Origin of the sequence: uncultured Sunxiuqinia sp. (genome assembly GCF_947495665.1) — a bacterium.
GTDB classification, from domain to species: domain Bacteria; phylum Bacteroidota; class Bacteroidia; order Bacteroidales; family Prolixibacteraceae; genus Sunxiuqinia; species Sunxiuqinia rutila.
In genome coordinates this window covers 183084-203584 of record NZ_CANLZV010000008.1, presented here as the reverse complement: position 1 = coordinate 203584, position 20501 = coordinate 183084, and the positions used below count along the sequence as shown (strand labels likewise).

The following is a 20501-nucleotide window of genomic DNA, read 5'->3' as shown; positions in this document are numbered from 1 at the left end:
CAATAATGGTAAAGTAAAGCCCGTGGATTTTTTTAATCCCGGGTTTTCTTTTTCCGGTAATACTGGTCCATAAACAGAGCAAGAATTACAAGCAAGATGATTAAAACGAAGTAAATATCGGTACTTTGAAAAAGAGGCTCCGGATTACCAACAACCACATAACCAAGCCAATAATGAGGATGTGCTTTTAAAGGATCTGCACTTTTGATGTGAGCAAGCTTAGCTGACCGAAGGGCTTCATTTTTACTTTTCCCTTTCGACAAAAACCGGTAAAAATCTTTCATGATATGCGCTCCCGACTCATCTTCAACCTCCCAAAGGGTCATCACAATCGAAGGACAACCAGCATACAGGAATCCCCTGGCAAGACTCATCACTCCTTCACCCTTTTGTAATTTTCCACTTCCCGTATTACAGGCGCTTAAAACGGCCATACGAGCTTTTAAATCCATGGTGTAAATTTCATTGGTATTCAGCCAACCATCATCCGTTTCGTCCAAATACGGCTTTGAAAAAGCCAGTTTGGAGTACATTGGCAAGGTGTCATTAATCAAGGTGTGCATCGCCAGGTGCAAAATATCATAGTTGGAAGCCCGTTTTTTAAATTCAGCTTCCTGGGCCAGAGAGTCTTTAAATACATCTCCTGACACATATTCACTAATAAAATCAACCTCTTTAGTAACAGCAGGCAAAGGCAGTAAACCCGCGCGGTACTCGGAAATAACTGTATAATCGCGATCATCATTGTGGTAACTGGGAGCAAAAGCCAGAAGATCGTTTTCAGCCTGCTTTTCATTCTCAAAATAATTATACAGCAACGTTGCCGAATAAGTATAACTAATCGAATAATCCTCAACAAGATAAGATAGGTTTCTGAAGTTCATTTTACTGGTATCCGGCATTTCAGAAAGCAGCGCATCAAAAGGGATGTACGCTAATTTATCATCGGGAACCACCACCAATTGCTTGCCTTCCAGCAGTGATTTGTCCTTTTCAAGTAAAACTTCGTATAACTGGTAAGCCGACTTGGCATAGCCTTTAAATTCACTAAGTCCGGTGAATAAATACTTTGGGCTAGTCAGGAATTGGTAAACCGACTCGATGTCTTCAACAAACGTTAAATCAATCAACTCTTTCGTAAAACTCACCTCATCTTCTGTGATTATGAACTTATAAACCTGTCCTTGTTCTTTATTCTCATTTGGTTCTTCTATCAAATACTCAACAACCGCCGTTTTCCCATTTACATGCTCCTGTATCGAAGCGACATCCACAACTTCATTTCGGTATTTAAACGCATAATAGTTCGGGAAAGAATCTTCAAAAAGCTGCACCAACTGCTCATATTGCTCGTTCAGCTGGAAAATCTTGGAGTTAAATAATTCGATCCTGGCAGAATCTGGATCTGAGTTCTGATTCTCCTCAAAAAGCATCTCCTTATAGCTGGAAATATTCATTTTGAGGTAGTCTTCCCTTTTTAACAAACTATCCGGAATTCCTCCAAAACGCTTAGCCCTGGAGTCTTTAATGGATGCCAAGAAGCTCGCCGACTTACTCTTCTCCGCAAACTCAAATCCTTTTTCAGCAAATTGAAAATCACCCGTATGCAGAAAAAGTTTATAGCTAACATCAACCGCCTCTATAAAAGTAGACTCCTGATTTTCAGACAGAAAGAACTGACTATCTTCAGAAACATAACCGGTTCTGATTTGATGAATCAATTCAGTCGCACGCTCAACAGTCTGCAAAGCCAGCGTATAGTTTTCAATCGCCGTTTCTTTTTGAGATTCCGACAAATTAAGATCAGCCAAAGTTTCAAAACAATTGGCTTTTTTCTTTAGAACTTCCAACAGTTGGATTTCTGAAATCTCCTGTCCTAAGTCCGGATTCACATCCGTTTCAAGACTTGCGAAACCATCCGTCCCCGCAATCAGGGCTTTCTGATAGTAATCTAAAGCAATCAATAAATCCTTTTTGCGTTTGGAATAGAAGTCATTTAGATCACTGGCTTTCGAGTTCCGTTGAAAATAATAATCCCCAAAATTCAGCATCACATCACTGTACTGCAAACTTTTTTCTGTGAAATATTTGACAACTAAGCCCTCAGACCGATTAACATATTCAAGAGCCTCATCGTACTCATTAATCGATAATAAAAAGGAAGCATAATCACTGTACTCCAAACCTAAATCATAACTATCTGAACCTGAAATCTGAGTCAAAATATCGAATGTTTTCTGATAGTATTTCTTGGTTAAGTCATAATCTCCAAGCTTCGTATAAATGCGAGCCAACAGGCTAAAATAAAACGTTTTAGACCACAAGGGAACGCTTTCAACATTATTAATACAACTTTGAATTGCACTCTCATAAGCTCCTATCAGGAATAGCGCCTCTGATACGTTATACTCAACAATAATAACCTGATTAGCATACTTGACTTCTTCAATTTGAAAAGCCCGCAAAGCAGCTTGTTGAAATTCATAATTCTTAACAAAATCGCCCTTAAGCTTATAAATAATTCCAAGGTTTGAGTACACAAAACCAAGACGCGGATGATTTTCAGAGTATACAGACTTAATGATTCTCTCAGCCTCTAAATATGTTGCTATAGCTTTATCATATTCACCAAGATTCTTATAGGCGATGCCTAAATTAACTAAGGATGAAAACAGTTTTACACTAAGCTCTCCAAAAGTATTCCTACCCAACGAAAGAGCTTGATTGTAAAATTCTACCGATTGTTCAAAATCTCCTAACCGAAAAACACGCAATCCATTCTCATACGACTCAATAACCCTTAGACTATCATTTTCAACTAGAGTTTCTCTGGCATTTGCAGCATAAGAATATATTGAATTCAAAAAAAAACAAGAAAAAAACACAAAGACATAGAAACTGACATTCAGGCAGTTGCACCTAATCTTAATATTTCTTTCAATTTTTTTCATTTTCCAAGGGGTTACCTTTTTACCTTATTCGGAATAAAGAAGCGAACAAAGGATAATTAAGGATTTTACAAGTATTAACCATTAAAACTTAAAAGTAATGAAAACTTTATTTGCTAACAACGAAAACAACATTTTTGATTCATTCGAAATCTTAACAAAAGAAGAATTAAACGAAGTAAAAGGTGGTCGTGGTCGTGATTATGATGTAATCGTAGAAGACTTTGACTAAACACTACTAAAATTATCTAAAAAATTTATCATCACACATTCGTTTGAAAAGCCCTGTAGAACTAGGCATTATTAGTCACTGTGTCTTTTTATCATTTTCAATCGTTCTTTGAGCAGCGTTCTTGTAAGCAAGATTTCTGCGGGCGTAAAAACAAGTGAAAATTAATTACGATAATTTAAGTAAAGATTAAATAGAAGATTTTCTAGACCCTTTATATAGTTTATATTCTCTGAAGCTGCATGCCAGTGAACCGTTGTAAAGCGGAATTTTAACTTCAGGTCTCAACCCAATCGATTTTAAACATTCGTTCGTACTGATTAGCCAGGCAGTGGTATTTGGATAGTGATGTTTCAAACGCTCGCCTACCATCGCGTAAAATGCCTGATCACCCGATTTAATTCGTTCACCATAAGGCGGATTAAACACCAGAAAAGAAGAATCGTCTTTCTTTTCCAAAGTACGAAAATCAGCAATATCAAGCTGAAGCACATCCAAGACATTTGCTTTTTCGGCATTTCGATAAGCCAAATCGATATTTACTCTGGAAATATCTGATCCATAAATCTTATACCCAACCTGACGATGTTCATGCTGGTCTTTTAGATTTTTAAAGATTTCTTCATTGTAATTTTTCCATTTCTGGAAGCCATAACTTTTCCGAGTCTCTCCTGGTAAAATATTTTTAGCCATCATAGCCGCCTCAATAACAATTGTACCAGATCCACACATCGGGTCAGTAAGCGACTCTTTTCCATTCCACCCTGATAATTTAAGCATGCCGGCTGCCAAAACTTCGCTGATAGGCGCTTCATGGTTTCCGGAACGATACCCACGTTTGTGCAAAGATTCACCACTACTATCGAGCGAAATTGTGCAATCGTTATTCGAAATATGCAGGTTAATCAAAATATCAGGCCGACTGACATCGATTGAAGGTCTGCTTCCACTTACGCGTCGAAAACGGTCAACAATGGCATCCTTTGCCTTCAACGATGCAAACATGGAATTCCGAAACAATTCATTAAAAACCTTGCTTTGCACAGCAAACGTTTGGTTGGCGTCAAAGTATTCCTCCCATTTGATTTTGGAAACCTGATGATAAAGATCATCCACCCGTTTAATTTTAAAATTCCGCACAGGCATCAGAATTTTCAAAGCAGTGCGCAAACTATAATTTGCATGATACATCAGCGTCATATCACCCTGAAAATACACAGAGCGTCTTCCTTCTTCTACTTCATCAGCTCCCAGGCCAATTAATTCTTCGGCTAAAACCTGCTCCAATCCGGCATAGGTAGTAGCAACAAAACGATATTTTTTATGCATGTTTCAATTTTATATTCCAGCTCCGTCACTAAAAGAAGTTTCGCGTGCTTTGAACTGTACAATTTTTGAATTTGGCGGTACATTGTTGGTCACCCAAACGTTCCCCCCGATTACTGAATTAGCGCCCACAGTAACCCGTCCCAAAATGGTTGCCTGAGCATAAATAATTACGCCATCTTCCACAATTGGATGGCGCGGAACACCTTTAATTGGATTTCCATCTTCATCCAACGGAAAACTTTTGGCACCAAGCGTTACTCCTTGGTACAACTTCACGTTGTTGCCGATAATACAGGTTGAACCAATCACCACGCCAGTTCCGTGGTCGATTGTAAACGATTCGCCGATTTCTGCTTTCGGGTGAATGTCAATGCCTGTTTCCGAATGGGCCATCTCCGAAATAATTCGAGGAATTAAGGGCACTTCCAGTTTCAACAGCTGGTTGGCAATCCGGTAGTTTGAAATGGCTCGTATGGCCGGATAACAGAAAATAACTTCGCTTTGGCTTTGCGCTGCGGGGTCTCCCACAAAGGCCGTATCAACATCAGCCACCAGTTTTCTTCGAATCTCAGGCAAGTAAGCAATAAACTCACTGGCCAACATCTGGGCATGCCGATTACGCTCCTGCATGTCCACTTCATGTGGATTTTTACAGGTAAAGCACAGCCCCGCCATTATTTGTTCAGACAGTAACTCAAAAAGCTCATCCACATAGACTCCCATGTAGTGCTTTATGGTATTGGGACGCAGACTTGTGGTTCCAAAATAACCCGGGAAAAGAATTTCACGAATCATATTGACAATCTTTGCCAGCTTTTCCGTTGATGGCAATGGTTCACCTAAACGATGTTCATGGCACACCAGATCATAACTTTCCGGATCAGAAAGACGATCGACCGTTTGATTAATTTTTGCGAGTATTTTAGAATCAGATTGCATCTTGCTCTGGATTAAATAATGTTGTACTTAAATATCGTTCTCCCGTATCGCAAATGACAACAACAATTGTCTTTCCTTTGTTTTCAGGCCTTTTCGCAATTTCCAGGGCGGCATACACATTGGCTCCAGAAGAAATACCGCAAAATACACCTTCTTCTCTAGCCAAAAGGCGAGCTGTTTCAAAGGCATCGTCATTGGCTACCTGAAAAACCTCATCATAAATTTCCGTATTTAAAACCTCGGGGATAAAACCAGCTCCAATTCCCTGAATTTTGTGTGAACCGGGAGGATTTCCGGACAGTACAGCTGAGCTTTCAGGCTCGACAACAACACTGAGAACCGCAGCTTTCGTTTCTTTCAACACCTCAGAAACCCCGGTAATGGTACCGCCCGTTCCGGCTCCGGCAACAAAAACGTCAACAGTTCCGTCGGTATCATTCCAAATTTCCAAAGCAGTTGTTCGTCGATGCATCTCCACATTAGCCGGATTTGCAAATTGCATCGGAATAAAGGTATTCTCGCAGGCTTTTCCAAGTTCTTCAGCTTTTTCAATGGCTTCGCGCATGCCTCCCTTCGATGAAGTAAGCACCACTTCTGCGCCATAGGCTTTCAAAACCTGCCTCCGCTCAACTGATACACTTTCGGGCATAACAATTTTCAGGGAATAACCTTTTACGGCACAAACCATGGCCAAACCAATTCCCGTGTTGCCACTTGTTGGCTCAATAATGCTTGTTTCCGCATTAATAATCCCCTCTTTTTCTGCCTGCTCAATCATGGCTAGAGCCAGACGATCTTTAACAGAACCTCCGGGGTTTTGCGATTCCAATTTAGCAAGCACGCGGGCATGGCACCCTTGAGTTACCTTATGAAGCTCAACCAATGGAGTATGACCAATTAGCTGAAGTATATTTGTTGCGATTTTCATACGTTTGTATTTTAAAGGATAATGCATGCAACTTCACAAGAAGTCAGGCTCCTCTTTTTCAGGTTTGCCAACGCTTCTTTCCGAACGTTTCACGGCAATTAATCGTCAAGCAAAATTCCTGTTTTTATCGCTGAAAAACAAACAATGCCTAAAAACAAATCAGGAATGCAGCAAAGACTTAACAGCCTTTATAGCATTTTGGACACGCTGTTCTCCAATCCCATTTATTTCGACAAACTTCAGCTTGCGCTGTTGCAGTTCCGACTTATAAGCATCAAACAGTTGCAGGCGTTCTTCGCCGCCATGTTCCCGCAAAGGATCGGGCTCCCAGGCAATATCAGGCACACAAAGCAAATACAAATCAATCGGCAGGTCTGCAATCTTTTCTTCCAGCCAGTCTGGCTCCGTTTGATAAGCCCACTGAAACCAAACTTTGGTAATAATCAACCAAGTGTCGAAAAAAACGAGCTTTGCAGCAGAATTTGCCGATTCATGGTACTGCTCAATTTGCTTTTTGGTAATTTCCTCCAGGTCGTTGTAGGTATATTGTGTCGAATGATCCTGAAAATACTCGCGGGCATATTCCGGATAAAAAATCCCATCAAAGTAATGTGCCAAAGCTTCAGCCAACGTGCTTTTTGCAGTTGATTCGGGACCAGTAATGGCAATTCGAATTATTTTACGCATCTTGTTTTATTAAATCATTTCGCCAACTGCGATAGCCATAAACAGCCATTCCGGTATAAACCAAAAACAGAATCACGGTTGGCCACAGGCCTTTAAAACCATATAAAAAGGCTGAAAAGAAATCAACAAAAATCCAAATCAGCCAATGCTCCACATATTTACGCGCCAGCATCCAGGTGGCCACAATACTCAAAGCGGTGGTTAGCGAGTCGCCAAATGGAACCGGTGAATCGGTATAATACTTCAGGCCAAACAGGAAGAGCAGAAACAAAAGAACTGATACCAGAATGACGGGAAAGTAAAAATTCAGCGGCATTCGGCTGACGCGTAACTCGTTTTCAGAATTGGGATTACCCTTCAACCAAAAATACCAGCCATAAATGCTGACGCCCACATAGTAAACCTGCAGCAGCATGTCAGCATAAAATTTCGAAACCAAAAACACATAAACGTACAAAGCCGAGGTGAGCAAGCCCACCGGCCAGGTAAATATGTGTTGACGAATGGAAAGAAAAATGTAAGCAAAGCCCAGAACCGCGCCAAGCAGCTCTACATAATTGGCCGAAAGCCAAGTCAAAAATGGATCAATCATGGATTAATTCTCTACCAGAAGATGGTTGTATTCTGAGCTGTCTTTCAGGACTTTCAAAGCCTCCCGAATCACATCATTATCCTCATTTATAATTTGATAGAATTCACTCTGGCCAAACAAATCGCGCGCAATTAAAGCCTTCACTTGTTCTTTAATAATCGGACGTGCAAAATCGGCATCACCTTCTTCCTGCTCAATGCCTTCTTTTTCGGCCTCAGCCAGCATCCGGTCGACCAACTCATCCTCAACCGAAAATTTCTCCCGAAACAGGTCAAAAGAAGAATATTTCTTGGTGAATTTATCCCGGTTTTTATCAAGATAATCCAACGCTGTAGAGTACACAATATTTTGACGGTTCATCCGGTTAAAGAAACCATAATGAATTGACGTATCCATAGGAACAAAAATATCAGGCATGACACCCCCACCTCCATAAACCGTACGTTTATTGATCAAGGTTTCATAGGTCAGGCTGTCATTGAAATGAATGCTGTCCTGGGTGAAAAACTCTCCAGCCTCAAAACGCTTCCGGTAATCACTACGATAAGCTTCCACCCCATCGTCATAGGCTTTTTGAATGCATCGCCCGCTGGGTGTATAGTAGTGCGCAGTGGTCAGACGAAGCATGGAGCCATCATTCAAAAAATAAGGCTGCTGCACCAATCCTTTACCAAACGAACGGCGACCAATAACCACACCTCGATCCCAATCCTGAATGGCACCCGCAACAATTTCGCTGGCAGAAGCCGAGCCTTCATCAATTAAAACCACCAACTTGCCCTGTTCAAACTCGCCCAAGGCTGAGGCTTTGTAGTCTTTTCGGCGATTATTTTCCCCTTCCGTATAAACAATCATTTTAAAGGCACCCAAAAACTGATCGGCCAATTCAATCGCTGCCTTCAGGTAGCCTCCTCCATTGCCACGCAAATCCAACACCAGATTCTCCAATTTCGGATTTTGTTTCAGGGTCCTAATGGCCTCCGAAAACTCATCGGTTGTAGTTGCCGAAAAACGATTGAGCTTAATGTAACCCGTTTCATCATTTATCATGTAGGAGGCATCCAGGCTGTGAATTGGAATTTTGTCCCGGATAATCCGGAAATCCAACAGCTCTTCGTTCCGTTTGCGAAGCACTTTCAGGTTAACAACCGTTCCTTTGTCTCCACGAAGCATTTCAAAGACATCGCTGTTTTCCAACCCAATGCCTGCAACCTTTTTTTCATCCACTTCCACAATGCGGTCGCCGGCCTGCAAGCCCACTTTTTCAGAAGGACCGCCCGGAATGGTGGCCACCACCATCAAAGTATCTTTTAAAATATTGAATGAAATTCCAATGCCCTCGAAACTTCCCTGCAAAGGTTCATTCATCTTTTCAACTTCTTCTTTGGAAATATAAACAGAATGCGGATCCAACTGCTTAAGCACTTCTACAACGGCCTTCTCTGTCAGGTCGTCAATATTGGTTGTGTCGACATAGTTACTTTCAATCAATTGAAGCAAACGCCCGAATTTCAACATATTGGTCTGAATATCCTGAGCCTGCACCCCCTTGATCATGGAGGTCATTCCCAACACGAGAATCACTCCCAACGCTATTGTTTTCTTTAATTGTGTTATCATGGCATTCGAGTCTTTATTTTTTTTGAATCGTTAAAGATAAAAGAATATCACCCGCAGAACAAAGCCTCATATTAATAAGTACAAAACGAGCCAAAGTGTTCACGTCAATGTAAATGGATACTTCCCGCATTTTTACAGGCGAAAGCAGGTATCGAAAAATCCTTGAGCAGAAGAAAAGAAATTCTACCTGCCTAAAAACAACAAAGCAGACCGAAGCCTGCTTTGTTCATCACTATATGGATTAAATTCGTTATTCCCACTCGATGGTTGCCGGTGGTTTTGAACTGATATCGTAAACTACGCGGTTAATTCCACGAACCTTGTTAATAATTTCGTTCGAAATTTTGGCCAAGAACTCGTAAGGTAAATGCACCCAGTCAGCCGTCATTCCATCGGTAGACATTACTGCACGCAAGGCAACCACATTCTCGTAAGTCCGCTCATCGCCCATTACACCTACTGATTGCACTGGCAGCAGCATCACACCTGCCTGCCAAACATCATCGTACAAATTCCACTCGCGCAAGCCATTAATAAAAATAGCATCTGCTTCCTGCAAAATGCGAACCTTCTCCGGAGTTACATCACTCAGAATTCGGATTCCCAGTCCTGGACCAGGAAACGGGTGACGCCCCAGCAATTCCGGTTTAATATTAAGCGCCTTTCCTACCCGGCGAACTTCATCCTTGAAAAGCAAGTTGAGCGGCTCAACAACTTTCAGGTTCATTTTTTCGGGCAAGCCACCCACATTGTGGTGCGACTTAATGGTGGCCGAAGGTCCGTTAACAGAAACCGACTCAATCACGTCGGGATAAATAGTTCCCTGCGCCAGCCACTTCACCTCTTTTATTTTGTGTGCTTCCTCATCGAATACTTCAATGAAGTCGCGACCAATAATCTTACGTTTGCCTTCCGGATCGGTAATTCCTTTCAGATCATCCCAAAACTTTTGTTTGGCATCCACTCCAATCACGTTCAAGCCCATGTCTTTATACGAATCCAAAACAGATTCAAACTCGTTCTTACGCAACAAGCCGTTATCCACAAAAATACACGTCAGGTTTTTTCCAATAGCTTGGTGCAACAACACACCTGCTACTGTAGAATCCACTCCTCCGGATAAGCCTAACACCACTTTATCGTCGCCCAGTTTCGCTTTCAGCTCAGCCACGGTCGTTTCAATAAACGATTTAGGTGTCCAGTCTTGCTTGCAACCACAAATATCAACGGCAAAATTCTGCAACAACTGCTTTCCTTCGGTGGTATGGTACACTTCCGGGTGAAACTGAATGGCATAAGTTGTTTCACCTTCAATTTTATAAGCTGCGTTTTTCACATCAGCTGTTGAAGCAATGATTTTATAATTTTCCGGCAAACGCTCAATGGTATCGCCATGCGACATCCACACCTGCGTGCCCAAGGTCATCTTTTTAAACAGTTCATTTTCCTGATCGATAAATCCCAGGTTAGCCCGGCCATACTCGCGTGAATCGGATGGCAACACTTCGCCCCCAAAATAGTGGGCCATGTATTGAGCTCCGTAACAAACGCCAAGCAGCGGCAGTTTACCTTTAATTTTTGAAAGATCGGGTTTGGGCGCATTTTCATCGCGCACCGAAAACGGGCTTCCACTTAAAATCACCCCTTTAACACTTTCGTCAATTTTGGGATAGTTGTTGTAAGGATAAATCTCACAATAGATATTGAGTTCACGCACCCTGCGGCCGATTAATTGGGTGTACTGCGAACCAAAATCGAGGATTAAAATTTTCTCTTGCATGAATCTGTCTTTTTTGGATGGCGCAAAGATAAACAATTCCTTTAATGCTGCTTAAAAAGTTAGCCAACGAAAACACTCATTTAACAAATCAACACAGACTTAGCGATTTGTCTCAAGCAAAATCCGCTGATGAAAAAGCGTTTAACATCCGCCCAAAACAATTGCTTCTTTTTTACCCCTGTACTCTGTAGAGCTATTTTGACAACCAACAACTCACTGCAAATAAGATTATCGTAAAATACGAATCTCCTCACCTAAGCCGGCAAGCGCTTCAACGCTTCCAAACAACCCCGCGCATTGTGGTACGGACATTTCCAGAAACCGGCTTTCATCATAGTCCGGTCTGGAATACCGGCTGCAGTGACTAGCCAATGCCATTCTCCGTGCTCATAATCCAGCAAATTCGCTTGCGTATATTTCCATATCGCCAGTGCTTTTTCCAAAAACAAATCATTTGCTGAAAGCTGCCAGGCATTTATCAAGCCAACGATTCCTTCAATTTGCGGCCACCAGTGACGATCAGAATCGAGATGACCGTTGGCCTTATCCCGCTCATTCAACACACTGCCATCCTGATCGAGGCCTTCGCGTACAAACACATCGGCCATGGCCACTGCTGTAGCCGAAAGCTTTTCCATCATAAAATCATCATGCAACACCTCGCCAGCCTCATACAACAACCACGATGTTTCAATATCGTGGCCGTAAGAAACCAGCTGACTTTTCACATTCCACTGTTCATCAAAAAACATGTTCAAGTGAAAATCTTCTCCTACAAATTTCTCCTGAAACAGCTCAATCAAACCAAGCAAAGCTTGCTTCACTTCCAAGTTCGGATACACCGTATATAAAGTTGAATAGGCTTCCAGCAAATGCAGATGGGTATTCAGAATCTTTTTCTCATTGAGGTCCTTTTCACTCAGTCGCATATCTTCCAACTCCTGCCAACGTTCGTCAAAAGCATCCAGGTAACCGCCCATGTTTCGGTCGGCGGCCTTCTCCTCCAACAGGTGAAACAACTCAACCGCCAGTTCAAGCGCCTCTTCTTTTTTTGTCAGCTTGAAATATTCGGCCAATGCATAAATGAAAAAAGCTTGGGCATAAATTTGCTTTCGGCTATTCAATACCGCCCCTTTGAAATCCACCAGCCAAAAGACGCCACCATGCTTTCGATCTAAAAAATTAGCCAGCAGATAATCGTAAGCACGATCGGCCATCAACCGATGTTCTTCTTGTTTGGTCTTTTGAGCTACCGCCGAGAAAGTCCAAAGTAAACGCGTATTTAAGATAATTCCTTTTGGCGACTTCGGAACCGGATTCCCTTTGAAATCCAGCTCACCAAGAAAACCTCCGTATTTTTCATCCGGCATAGTATTCACCCAAAAAGCCAGTATTCTATCAAGCTCTTGACCAAGCTCACTTCTGAATTTTTCAATGACCGACTGATTCATCAATATAATCCTTGGTTATTATCAATTAGCTGATTGATGGCTTCCACCGACTTGAACGAATGCAAACCATCCGCAGGCGTATTTTTCACGTAGTCCACCAGCCGATCAACCGTAGTTGTTGCCACATGCATGCGAGTGTCCGAGGACGCATAATAAATAAACACCCGGCCATCTTCGTCCGCAATCCAACCGTTGGAAAAGAGCACATTGGACACATCTCCGACCCGTTCATCACCCTGGGGCGCCATAAAATACCCTCCCGGATGATCGGTCACCCGATCGAGCTCGACCAGGTCGGTCATAAATAAATACAAAACATAGCGCAAGCCGGCGGCCGTGTTTCTTACACCATGGGCCAGATGCAACCACCCGTCTTTGGTTTTTATCGGCGCCGGCCCCAAGCCATTCTTCAGCTCATAAACCGTGTGGTATTGTTTATTCTGAATGATGCGTTCGTTTTGTACAACCGGATTGCTCATATCGTCAATCAGCCCCAAGCCAATTCCTCCGCCGCTTCCCACATTGATGAACCCATCCTGTGGACGCGTATAAACGGCGTACTTTCCATTGACAAATTCAGCATGCAACACCACATTGCGCTGCTGTCCCGAAGTTGAGATCAAATCGGGCAAGCGCTCCCAGTTCAGCAAATCGCGGCTCCGAACAATACCGGCATTGGCAACTGCCGCGCTGGTATCGCCTTCGGGCGCAGCAGGATCTTTGCGCTCTGTGCAAAAAATACCATACACCCAACCATCCTCATGAGCGGTTAAACGCATATCATACACATTAACATCCGGCTCGTCGGTTTGCGGAATGGTTATGGGCCGGTCCCAAAAACGAAACTGATCAATACCATTCGGGCTTTCAGCAATTGCAAAGTAGGACTTCCGATCCCAGCCTTCCATACGCACGGCCAACAGGTATTTGTCCTTCCAACGAATGGCTCCGGCATTAAAGGCGGCATTAACCCCTAAGCGCTCCATCAGAAATGGATTACGCTCGGGCGACAAGTCAAAGCGCCAATGCAAAGGCGCATGTGCAGCTGTTAGCACCGGATTTTGGTAACGTTCGAAGATCCCATTTGACAAGGGTTCCACTGTATTCTTTTGATTCAACAGCAACTCATGAGCCGCCTTCAACTTATTCAATCGGTTTTCAAAATAATTTTCCATATCACAATAGATTCAATCGCATGATTTAAGATTCAAGTTTCGGTCGCTTAAAAGTCATTCAGTTTGTTCCACCAGGTCTTTTTCATGATTACTACAACAGCGGCAATCACCAAAAGCGAAAGCACCATGGGCATGTTTTGTTTCAACACAAAATAAATGGGCAGCAACACCAACGCCGTTTGACCAATGACACCAAGCACCACATTGAAGGCATCACGTTTGAAGCTGGTTTTCGACACAAAATCCGGATCTTCAGCAACGACTTTCTCATGAATGGGCTTCCAAAAACCCCAAGGGCGAACACTTTTATAAAATGATTTCAACACGGCTTCTTCCGTTGGCGGGGCCAGGTAGGTGCCGATTATACAGCCAGCTACCGAAATCAGAAAAATAAGCGGGAAATAATACAGGTCCAGGGTTTCGGTAAATACGTAAGGGAATATCAGCGCCGGAATCAGGCCGGCAACCATTCCCCAGAAAAAGCCACTGCCGTTAAACCGCCACCAGTGCCACTTCAACACATTGGAAGCAATGTAGCTGCCATAAAGCCCGGACACAAGCCACTGCAGAATGGAGTTGATATCAGTCGCAAAAATTCCAAAGATGATACTGATAGCCACAACCACAATCCCGGTAGTGTAGTTGGTAATTTTTATTTCGCGGTTCGAAGCATTGGGTTTGTAATAATTCAAATAGATGTCATTCACCAAATAGGCCTGTGCGGCATTCAGTGTTCCGGCAAAAGTTGACATGAAAGCCGCGAGCAAACCTGCCAATAGCAAACCGGTAAACCCAATCGGCACAAACTGGCTTATTGCCGAGGGTAAAATCTGCTCAAAATCGATGCGCCCAGCCACCAACAAATGCAGCTGATCGTAATATAAAATGGCTAAAACAGCAAAACCGGTGATCATCAGGTAGCGAACAGGCACCAATACCAAACTCACCATACCACTCATTTTCGCAGCTTCCTGAGGCGTTTTGGTTGACAGAATTTTCTGCATGTCGTAATTCGGGATTGGCCCGGCAACACTAGCCAGCACCCCTTTGAACAACATCATCATAAAAAAGATACTGAACCAGGAATACCCATCGGAAGCAATTTTAGCATTCATTTCATTGATAATTCCAGACCAGTCGATTTCCAAACGTGCCCCAAAAAAGGGACTCATCCAGCCATCCGGCACCTGCAAACTTTGATCGCCCAGCGCGGCCATTGCGATCACAGCAATTACCACAGCCGAAATCGTCATAATAATATACTGGACCAAGTCGGCCCATACAATGCCGGACATGCCTCCAAGCACCGAGTAAAACACCGCAAAAAGGGTAAAGGCAATGCCATAAACATGGGGCACATATTCAGCGGTAACATGAAAAGGAAAATAAGGCTGAACCACTTCCCACGGAATAAAAATCTGCACAAACTTCCCCAAACCGATAAACCCGTAAGCCATTAAGCCCAGACAGTTGATCAGTGCAAAAGCAATAACGATGGTGTGAGACAAGCGAGCTTCGCGCCCACGCCCAAAACGCGTGCGAATCCATTCAGCCCCCGTGGTCACATTCGATCGGCGAAGCCACATCGACAGGTAAACCATCAGAAAAATCTGGTTGAATGAAGGCCAAAGCCAAGGAATCCAGACACTTTTTAATCCGTAAACCACTGCCAATGTCACCATCCACATGGTTCCGGAAATGTCGAACATACCCGAGGCATTGGAAAGCCCAAGCATGTACCAGGGTAACTTATTACCTCCAAGCAAGTAAGAAGATTTATCGCGCTGCGACCATTTTCGTAGCACCAACCCAATAATTACGGTAATGACCAGGTAGGCTATAATTACAGAAATATCAATAATTCCAAGTTTCATAGGTTATTCGTTTAGCAATTTTTGATTCGTTAGTACTTCGTTTCGTTTTCGTCTCTTATTCATATTGACGTCTCAAAACTGCAATATGAGTTCCCGTTTGCTGTTTTTGTTATTGGCCGGGATCACAATCCAGCCAGCATCAGAATTGTCTATTTTTTCTATTTTGTATGATGATACCTCTTTTAGCTTTGACAGGAATGGAACATAAACCATGGTGGGTGAATTTACGTTTTCATTTTCCTGCCATTCCATTCTAAATCGAGCATTCTCATGTTCATAGTGGTAGCTTAGCAATTCGCCACAAGTGTAGGCTGGATAAGGGCGCAACAAGGCTTTTTGAAAATAAGAAAGGTTTTCAGTTCCGGGATCATAAGACCAATAAGCATTCCCAAAAAGATTTTCTTCAATTAGGCTAACGGCATAGCGAGCTACCGGAACGATCCCTTCCGAATGACTATAATAAGCTCCCCATTCTCCTAGCCATACCGGCATTCCAAGTTGCTGTCCTTTTTCTTTAATTCGTTCATAGATAAACGCAACTCGTTCAGAATTCGCTGCAGCCGCATCTTCCGTGTCGGTCACCAAGTCATAACCATGTGGTGCGTAAGCCACCAGTGGATCAGGCGTTCCATCGACTAAGCTCACCCGTTCGATGCTGCTTTTCACTCCTGTATTGCTGAAATAACTGTGTTCTAAAAACAAAACAGTTTTTTGATCAACTTCACGTATGGCTTGGCTTACTTTTTGGTACATCGCCTGCAAGTGTACACTTTCGAACTCGTGGTTAAAATCATATAAGGCATCAATAACAGGCGCATAATTTTCTTTTGTCGATAGAAGCTTCAGCGCTTCCGTCCTCTTGCTTGCATCTCCCCATATCTCGGCCAGCTTCTCTTCAGTCATGAGTTCTCCCGTTAGCTTGTATACCAAATTTGCGTAAGCCTCAAGTAAAGCAGGCGTGGCCTTTTGGGCTGATGTGCCCGGAAATGGTTCGTTCATGATGTCATAACCAATAACCGTAGGATTGTTGGCATAGCGCTTGGCAATATATCTCCATAAATTGGCGTAATGATCCTGAACGCCCACGCCATCAGGGGCCGGCTGGTTATCCCAGAAATTATCAAATGCTGTCTGTACAGCCTCGCTTAACATATAAGCGTCACTCCATATTGATCCTGCAGTGTGAGTTTTCCCTTCATCGAGCGTAGCCCAATTGGGTGCTCCATCGCTATATTTCAAACCAAATAAATCCTGGTGCATATCAAGTATAACAAATATGTCATTAGCTGCAGCCCATTCAATACGCCGATCTATCTCCTTCAGATATTCCTCATTATAGACCCCCGGCTCAGGTTCCAATCCATCCCATATTATAATAAAACGAATGCTGTTAAAACCCCATTTTTTCAAATTGGCATAAAACTCAGGGCCTCCTTTAAAAAGATAGTTTTCTTCTTTGGACTTATTTACGACATTAATTCCATTAAGAATTACCTGCCTTCCGTTATTGTCAACAAACTTATTTCCCTCTACGCTAATCCTCTCCGGAAATGTCACTTGACAACTTGCGCCATCACTTTCACCACAAGCGACCAGCAACAAGGCCATTCCGACAATTAGTAAATATGTTATTCTAATATTTTTCCTTAACATGGTTATGCTGATTTCGGTTATACTTTGCTTCATCGAACTATCCTCTCTTTGACTAATTTCCGTTCTAGTTTCATGCTCTTAAAAAAAGATTACACATTTCGAACTGACATCTAACTAATTACAGATTTCAAAAATATTCCATATACTTGCAGCTAACAAATACTATTTTATCAATTGTTTGTATTATTGAAATTCAGACCTATTTGAGTAATGAAGAGCTAAGGAGTACCAGTTTTCACAACATTTTAAAGCCAAATCATGGGCAATAACCTAAAAACCAACACCAATGCAGACCAACCTATTTAATCGAGAAATCACCCCACTCACCCCGGAAGACTGCTTATTAGTGTTTGACCGGTGGAAAGAAACATTTGATTTTCCACCCCATTTCCATCCAGAGTTTGAATTAAATTTCATTCAAAATGCTGCCGGAGTAAAACGCTTTGTCGGTGACCACATAGGCGAAATCGGCCAACTGGAACTGGTATTGGTAGGGCCTAACCAGCCTCATTTTTGGGAGCAAGCCAATTGCAGCTCCACGCGCATCCGTGAAATTACAATTCAGTTTCATCAGAATTTATTTCACGACTCGCTGCTCAACAAAAACATTCTTCATCCAATCCGTGACATGCTTCAGCGAGCCTACCGGGGCATTGCCTTCTCCGAAAACGCTATCCGCCAGTTGCAACCGCGCATCGAAAATCTGGCCAACCTCAGTGGCATGGACGCTTTTCTGGAGTTGCTCTCCCTGCTTTTCGACCTGTCAAACTCGCGCAATCAACAAATGCTATCCTCCACATCGGCCAAAAAGGAAGATTTTTTCAATCATGAGAAGATGAAGCTGGTTTTCGAATTTGTACAAAAAAACTACATGCGAAAGATCAAAGTGGAAGAAATGGCCGATCTTCTAAACATGACCGAAGTATCGTTCAGTCGTTTTATGAAACAGCGCACCGGCAAAACGTTTATCGAATACCTGAATGATTCGCGCATTGGTTTTGCCACCCGTTATTTGATTGAAAACAACCACAGCATTTCTGAAATTGCTTACTTATGTGGTTTTAACAACCTGGCCAACTTCAACCGAATCTTTAAAAAACGCAAAGGGAGTACACCCAGCGAGTACCGCGACAACTTTGCGGGTATTAAGCGAGTGAACTAAAGTGGCTGATTCTGAACCAGCCCGCCAAACAACTATTGCTTCACCAGCTTTTGAGTATAAACCACCTCATCATGCTGCCTGATTCGGAGCAAGTAAACCCCATCAGGCAAAGCCTGCACCTGCGCATTCTGAATGGTAAAATAACGACCACCGGCTTCGATGGAACCTTCCGCCACTTTAGCGCCCTGAACCGAATAAATTATCCAGTTTAACCGGTCATTAAGCCCGGCAGGCAATTCCAGATGCAGCTGCCCGCTAAACGGATTGGGATAAACCGAGAAAGCCTTGGCCTGCGCCAATTGACTTTCACCCACATATAAGTCTTCGAGATTGGTGTCCAGCCATTTCAAACGATTATGAATCCAGCTTTCAAGCCAATTGACTTCTGCCGTGTAACTATTGCCCACATAAGCATTGGGCCAAACCCAGGTACTCAACACCGGCCATTTTGTAAAATTACGAACCTGGGCTTCATCCAGCAGGCTGGTTAAACTGTCCACCACTGTCTGAATACGCTCATCAGACAATTGGTTTTTCCGCAGACTATTCCAACGGTTTTTCAGCTTTTTTCGAAAGGTATTGTCTTCAAACAAAACAGGCCACCAGAAAGGATTTTGCCAGGCATCGTCGCCTAAATTTGCTTCGAACTGAAACCCCGAAGTCGACGCTCCATTGTGATAATTGACATTGCCAAAAGCCAGGTTGAAATCCCAAACAGGACCCAGTTTTAACTTGCCGTTCTTGTCCTTGTGCAAAAAGGTACTCAAGCGATACCCGTCCACATTTTTAGCCAGCTCATTTACAATCAGAAAGTCGATAAAACTTTCTTCATCAGCCAAGGCCCGAAATCCGTCTGTTCCATCAAGGTTTTTGTCATGTAAAGCTTGTTCAACCTGATCGATATAGTTTTTGATGTAATCTTTCTGAGCGACCTGAATCTCTTCCTGCTTCGGATATTCATATTGAAAAAAGGTTCTTTTATACTGCTCATTCAGGTAGGCCGAATACCAACCACTTCCTCCACTCCCGGTGGTTTTGTCAATTTTAATGATGTAACCTCCTGTTAAATCTTCACCCGACAAGTCTTCCGGTTTCAACTTGGCCAGGTCAAGCCGTTTTTTGTCGCGCTTAATCTTCTCCATCAACACATAAACACCCTGATACTGCTCATTCAGAAACAACTCAACAAACCGGCAACGGGGAGCATAATGCCCCAGCGATGCGCCTAGGGTAAAGACCAGCACATTTCGAATCAGCGTTTTATCCGAATACGGCCCGTACAATATCCAATCCTCTTCTGCCGGCAGACCCAAAATAGAAGCATCCAGATCAAGGCCCGCAGCATCACGCAACTCAAAGCCATACGATTTTTTAGGAAAACCCTGCGAACTGGAGCCTCTTCGTTCAATGGCGATATGCCCATTGTAATCATTGAAAGCATCTTTGGAAGAATTAACCTTCCCCTCCCCATTCCAGATAATACCCATTTGTGCATCTATCTTCGGATCATCAGGAATTGTCCGGCCATCGGTATCGACAACCACCAAGGGCAAATTTGAAGTACCAAACGAGCTAAGCGATTGAGCAGCTAAACGGGTGGAACACAACAACAGCAACAAGAAAAAGATGCAGTTTCTCATAAATATTGGGTTAGTAGGCTTTGTAGTTAACAATCATGCTGCCACCTTCGCAAGACAACAGGAACACTCGTAAAGATAGCACCCTGATTTTGAATGCAAAACTGCATATAAAAAAAAGCTGCAGAAAAATATTCCTGCAGCTTAAAACCCATTAAACACAAAATTGAATATCCAAAACTTGACAATTCTCAATAGCTTCTTCCCATAAGCAATCAATTGGTCAAAATTCGTCGCCTGATATTTCTCTATTCTCAAAAAAACAATCTTGTGCACAACTACTTAAAACGTCATCCAATACCGAAGCATTGAATTTATATGCAAATTATGTCATTCAAACTAAAAAGTCAATAGCGAATCTATGTTCAATAACATTGTTTTGATAACTACCATGCTACCAATTTTCACCTTCGTTTGTCAAAAACACCTCTCAATTCTAATAAACTCCCGATAAACATTGAGCATTGGTGAAAAATTAGGAATCTCTATTCCTTAAC

General features: G+C 42.7%; 15 protein-coding genes. 2 read left to right on the top strand and 13 right to left on the bottom strand.

Translation table 11 applies throughout. The annotated features are described in order from the left end of the window. Positions 1–32 precede the first annotated feature (32 nt). Entirely contained in the window at positions 33–2864 is a 2832-nt protein-coding gene (locus Q1A18_RS12195) for a CHAT domain-containing tetratricopeptide repeat protein (protein ID WP_299580350.1), read from the bottom strand. Between the two features lie 184 nt (positions 2865–3048). Between Q1A18_RS12195 and Q1A18_RS12190 the strand changes: the two genes are divergently transcribed. Then, positions 3049–3180, top strand: a complete 132-nt coding sequence (locus Q1A18_RS12190; RefSeq protein WP_299580348.1) for a bacteriocin — start codon at positions 3049–3051, stop codon at positions 3178–3180. Between the two features lie 186 nt (positions 3181–3366). On the opposite strand, the gene Q1A18_RS12185 is transcribed toward Q1A18_RS12190, so the two are convergent. The 11 genes from Q1A18_RS12185 to Q1A18_RS12135 all read right to left on the bottom strand — a co-directional run bounded on the left by Q1A18_RS12185 (position 3367) and on the right by Q1A18_RS12135 (position 17205). After that, positions 3367–4506, bottom strand: coding sequence for a THUMP domain-containing protein (locus tag Q1A18_RS12185; RefSeq protein WP_299580345.1), 1140 nt, complete (start codon positions 4504–4506; stop codon positions 3367–3369). A 9-nt stretch (positions 4507–4515) separates the two neighbouring features. Then, positions 4516–5445, bottom strand: coding sequence for a serine O-acetyltransferase EpsC (gene epsC, locus Q1A18_RS12180; protein ID WP_299580342.1), 930 nt, complete (start codon positions 5443–5445; stop codon positions 4516–4518). Further along, positions 5435–6373 carry a cysteine synthase A gene (gene cysK / locus Q1A18_RS12175; RefSeq protein ID WP_299580339.1) on the bottom strand — a complete coding sequence of 313 codons (939 nt, stop codon included), beginning with the start codon at positions 6371–6373 and terminating at the stop codon, positions 5435–5437. Before cysK ends, epsC begins: the two co-directional genes overlap by 11 nt. A 159-nt stretch (positions 6374–6532) precedes the next feature. Then, the gene (locus Q1A18_RS12170) at positions 6533–7060 is read right to left on the bottom strand and encodes an ATP-binding protein (protein ID WP_299580336.1); all 528 of its coding nucleotides are present in this window, start codon (positions 7058–7060) and stop codon (positions 6533–6535) included. Then, positions 7053–7652: a nicotinamide riboside transporter PnuC gene (gene pnuC, locus Q1A18_RS12165; RefSeq protein ID WP_299580333.1), complete on the bottom strand. Its 600-nt coding sequence runs from the start codon at positions 7650–7652 to the stop codon at positions 7053–7055. Before pnuC ends, Q1A18_RS12170 begins: the two co-directional genes overlap by 8 nt. A 3-nt stretch (positions 7653–7655) precedes the next feature. After that, on the bottom strand, positions 7656–9272 hold the full coding sequence (locus Q1A18_RS12160; RefSeq protein ID WP_299580330.1) for a S41 family peptidase: 1617 nt from the start codon (positions 9270–9272) through the stop codon (positions 7656–7658). Between the two features lie 250 nt (positions 9273–9522). After that, positions 9523–11052 (bottom strand): glutamine-hydrolyzing GMP synthase, encoded by a 1530-nt coding sequence (gene guaA / locus Q1A18_RS12155; protein ID WP_299580327.1) that lies wholly within the window; start codon positions 11050–11052, stop codon positions 9523–9525. Positions 11053–11306: 254 nt separating this feature from the next. Then, positions 11307–12503, bottom strand: a complete 1197-nt coding sequence (locus Q1A18_RS12150) for an AGE family epimerase/isomerase (protein WP_299580324.1) — start codon at positions 12501–12503, stop codon at positions 11307–11309. After that, positions 12503–13678, bottom strand: coding sequence for a glycosidase (locus Q1A18_RS12145; protein ID WP_299580321.1), 1176 nt, complete (start codon positions 13676–13678; stop codon positions 12503–12505). Before Q1A18_RS12145 ends, Q1A18_RS12150 begins: the two co-directional genes overlap by 1 nt. Positions 13679–13725: 47 nt before the next feature. Further along, positions 13726–15552: a sodium:solute symporter family protein gene (locus tag Q1A18_RS12140; protein WP_299580318.1), complete on the bottom strand. Its 1827-nt coding sequence runs from the start codon at positions 15550–15552 to the stop codon at positions 13726–13728. Between the two features lie 72 nt (positions 15553–15624). Then, a complete protein-coding gene (locus Q1A18_RS12135; RefSeq protein ID WP_299580315.1) occupies positions 15625–17205 on the bottom strand; it encodes a cellulase family glycosylhydrolase in 1581 nt (526 codons plus the stop codon). Positions 17206–17491: 286 nt separating this feature from the next. On the opposite strand from Q1A18_RS12135, the gene Q1A18_RS12130 reads away from it, so the two are divergent. Beyond that, positions 17492–18367 carry an AraC family transcriptional regulator gene (locus Q1A18_RS12130; RefSeq protein WP_299580312.1) on the top strand — a complete coding sequence of 292 codons (876 nt, stop codon included), beginning with the start codon at positions 17492–17494 and terminating at the stop codon, positions 18365–18367. Positions 18368–18399: 32 nt separating this feature from the next. Here the strand turns inward: Q1A18_RS12130 and Q1A18_RS12125 are convergent, their stop codons facing one another. Further along, positions 18400–20007 (bottom strand): CotH kinase family protein, encoded by a 1608-nt coding sequence (locus Q1A18_RS12125; RefSeq protein WP_299580309.1) that lies wholly within the window; start codon positions 20005–20007, stop codon positions 18400–18402. Positions 20008–20501 lie beyond the last annotated feature (494 nt).

Bases quoted from the DNA above. Each gene is read 5' to 3' on its own strand.
- Q1A18_RS12190 (WP_299580348.1), top strand. From the start codon at position 3,049: ATGAAAACTTTATTTGCTAACAACGAAAACAACATTTTTGATTCATTC.
- Q1A18_RS12185 (WP_299580345.1), bottom strand. From the start codon at position 4,506: ATGCATAAAAAATATCGTTTTGTTGCTACTACCTATGCCGGATTGGAG.
- epsC (WP_299580342.1), bottom strand. From the start codon at position 5,445: ATGCAATCTGATTCTAAAATACTCGCAAAAATTAATCAAACGGTCGAT.
- cysK (WP_299580339.1), bottom strand. From the start codon at position 6,373: ATGAAAATCGCAACAAATATACTTCAGCTAATTGGTCATACTCCATTG.
- Q1A18_RS12170 (WP_299580336.1), bottom strand. From the start codon at position 7,060: ATGCGTAAAATAATTCGAATTGCCATTACTGGTCCCGAATCAACTGCA.
- pnuC (WP_299580333.1), bottom strand. From the start codon at position 7,652: ATGATTGATCCATTTTTGACTTGGCTTTCGGCCAATTATGTAGAGCTG.
- Q1A18_RS12160 (WP_299580330.1), bottom strand. From the start codon at position 9,272: ATGATAACACAATTAAAGAAAACAATAGCGTTGGGAGTGATTCTCGTG.
- guaA (WP_299580327.1), bottom strand. From the start codon at position 11,052: ATGCAAGAGAAAATTTTAATCCTCGATTTTGGTTCGCAGTACACCCAA.
- Q1A18_RS12150 (WP_299580324.1), bottom strand. From the start codon at position 12,503: ATGAATCAGTCGGTCATTGAAAAATTCAGAAGTGAGCTTGGTCAAGAG.
- Q1A18_RS12145 (WP_299580321.1), bottom strand. From the start codon at position 13,678: ATGGAAAATTATTTTGAAAACCGATTGAATAAGTTGAAGGCGGCTCAT.
- Q1A18_RS12140 (WP_299580318.1), bottom strand. From the start codon at position 15,552: ATGAAACTTGGAATTATTGATATTTCTGTAATTATAGCCTACCTGGTC.
- Q1A18_RS12135 (WP_299580315.1), bottom strand. From the start codon at position 17,205: ATGTTAAGGAAAAATATTAGAATAACATATTTACTAATTGTCGGAATG.
- Q1A18_RS12130 (WP_299580312.1), top strand. From the start codon at position 17,492: ATGCAGACCAACCTATTTAATCGAGAAATCACCCCACTCACCCCGGAA.
- Q1A18_RS12125 (WP_299580309.1), bottom strand. From the start codon at position 20,007: ATGAGAAACTGCATCTTTTTCTTGTTGCTGTTGTTGTGTTCCACCCGT.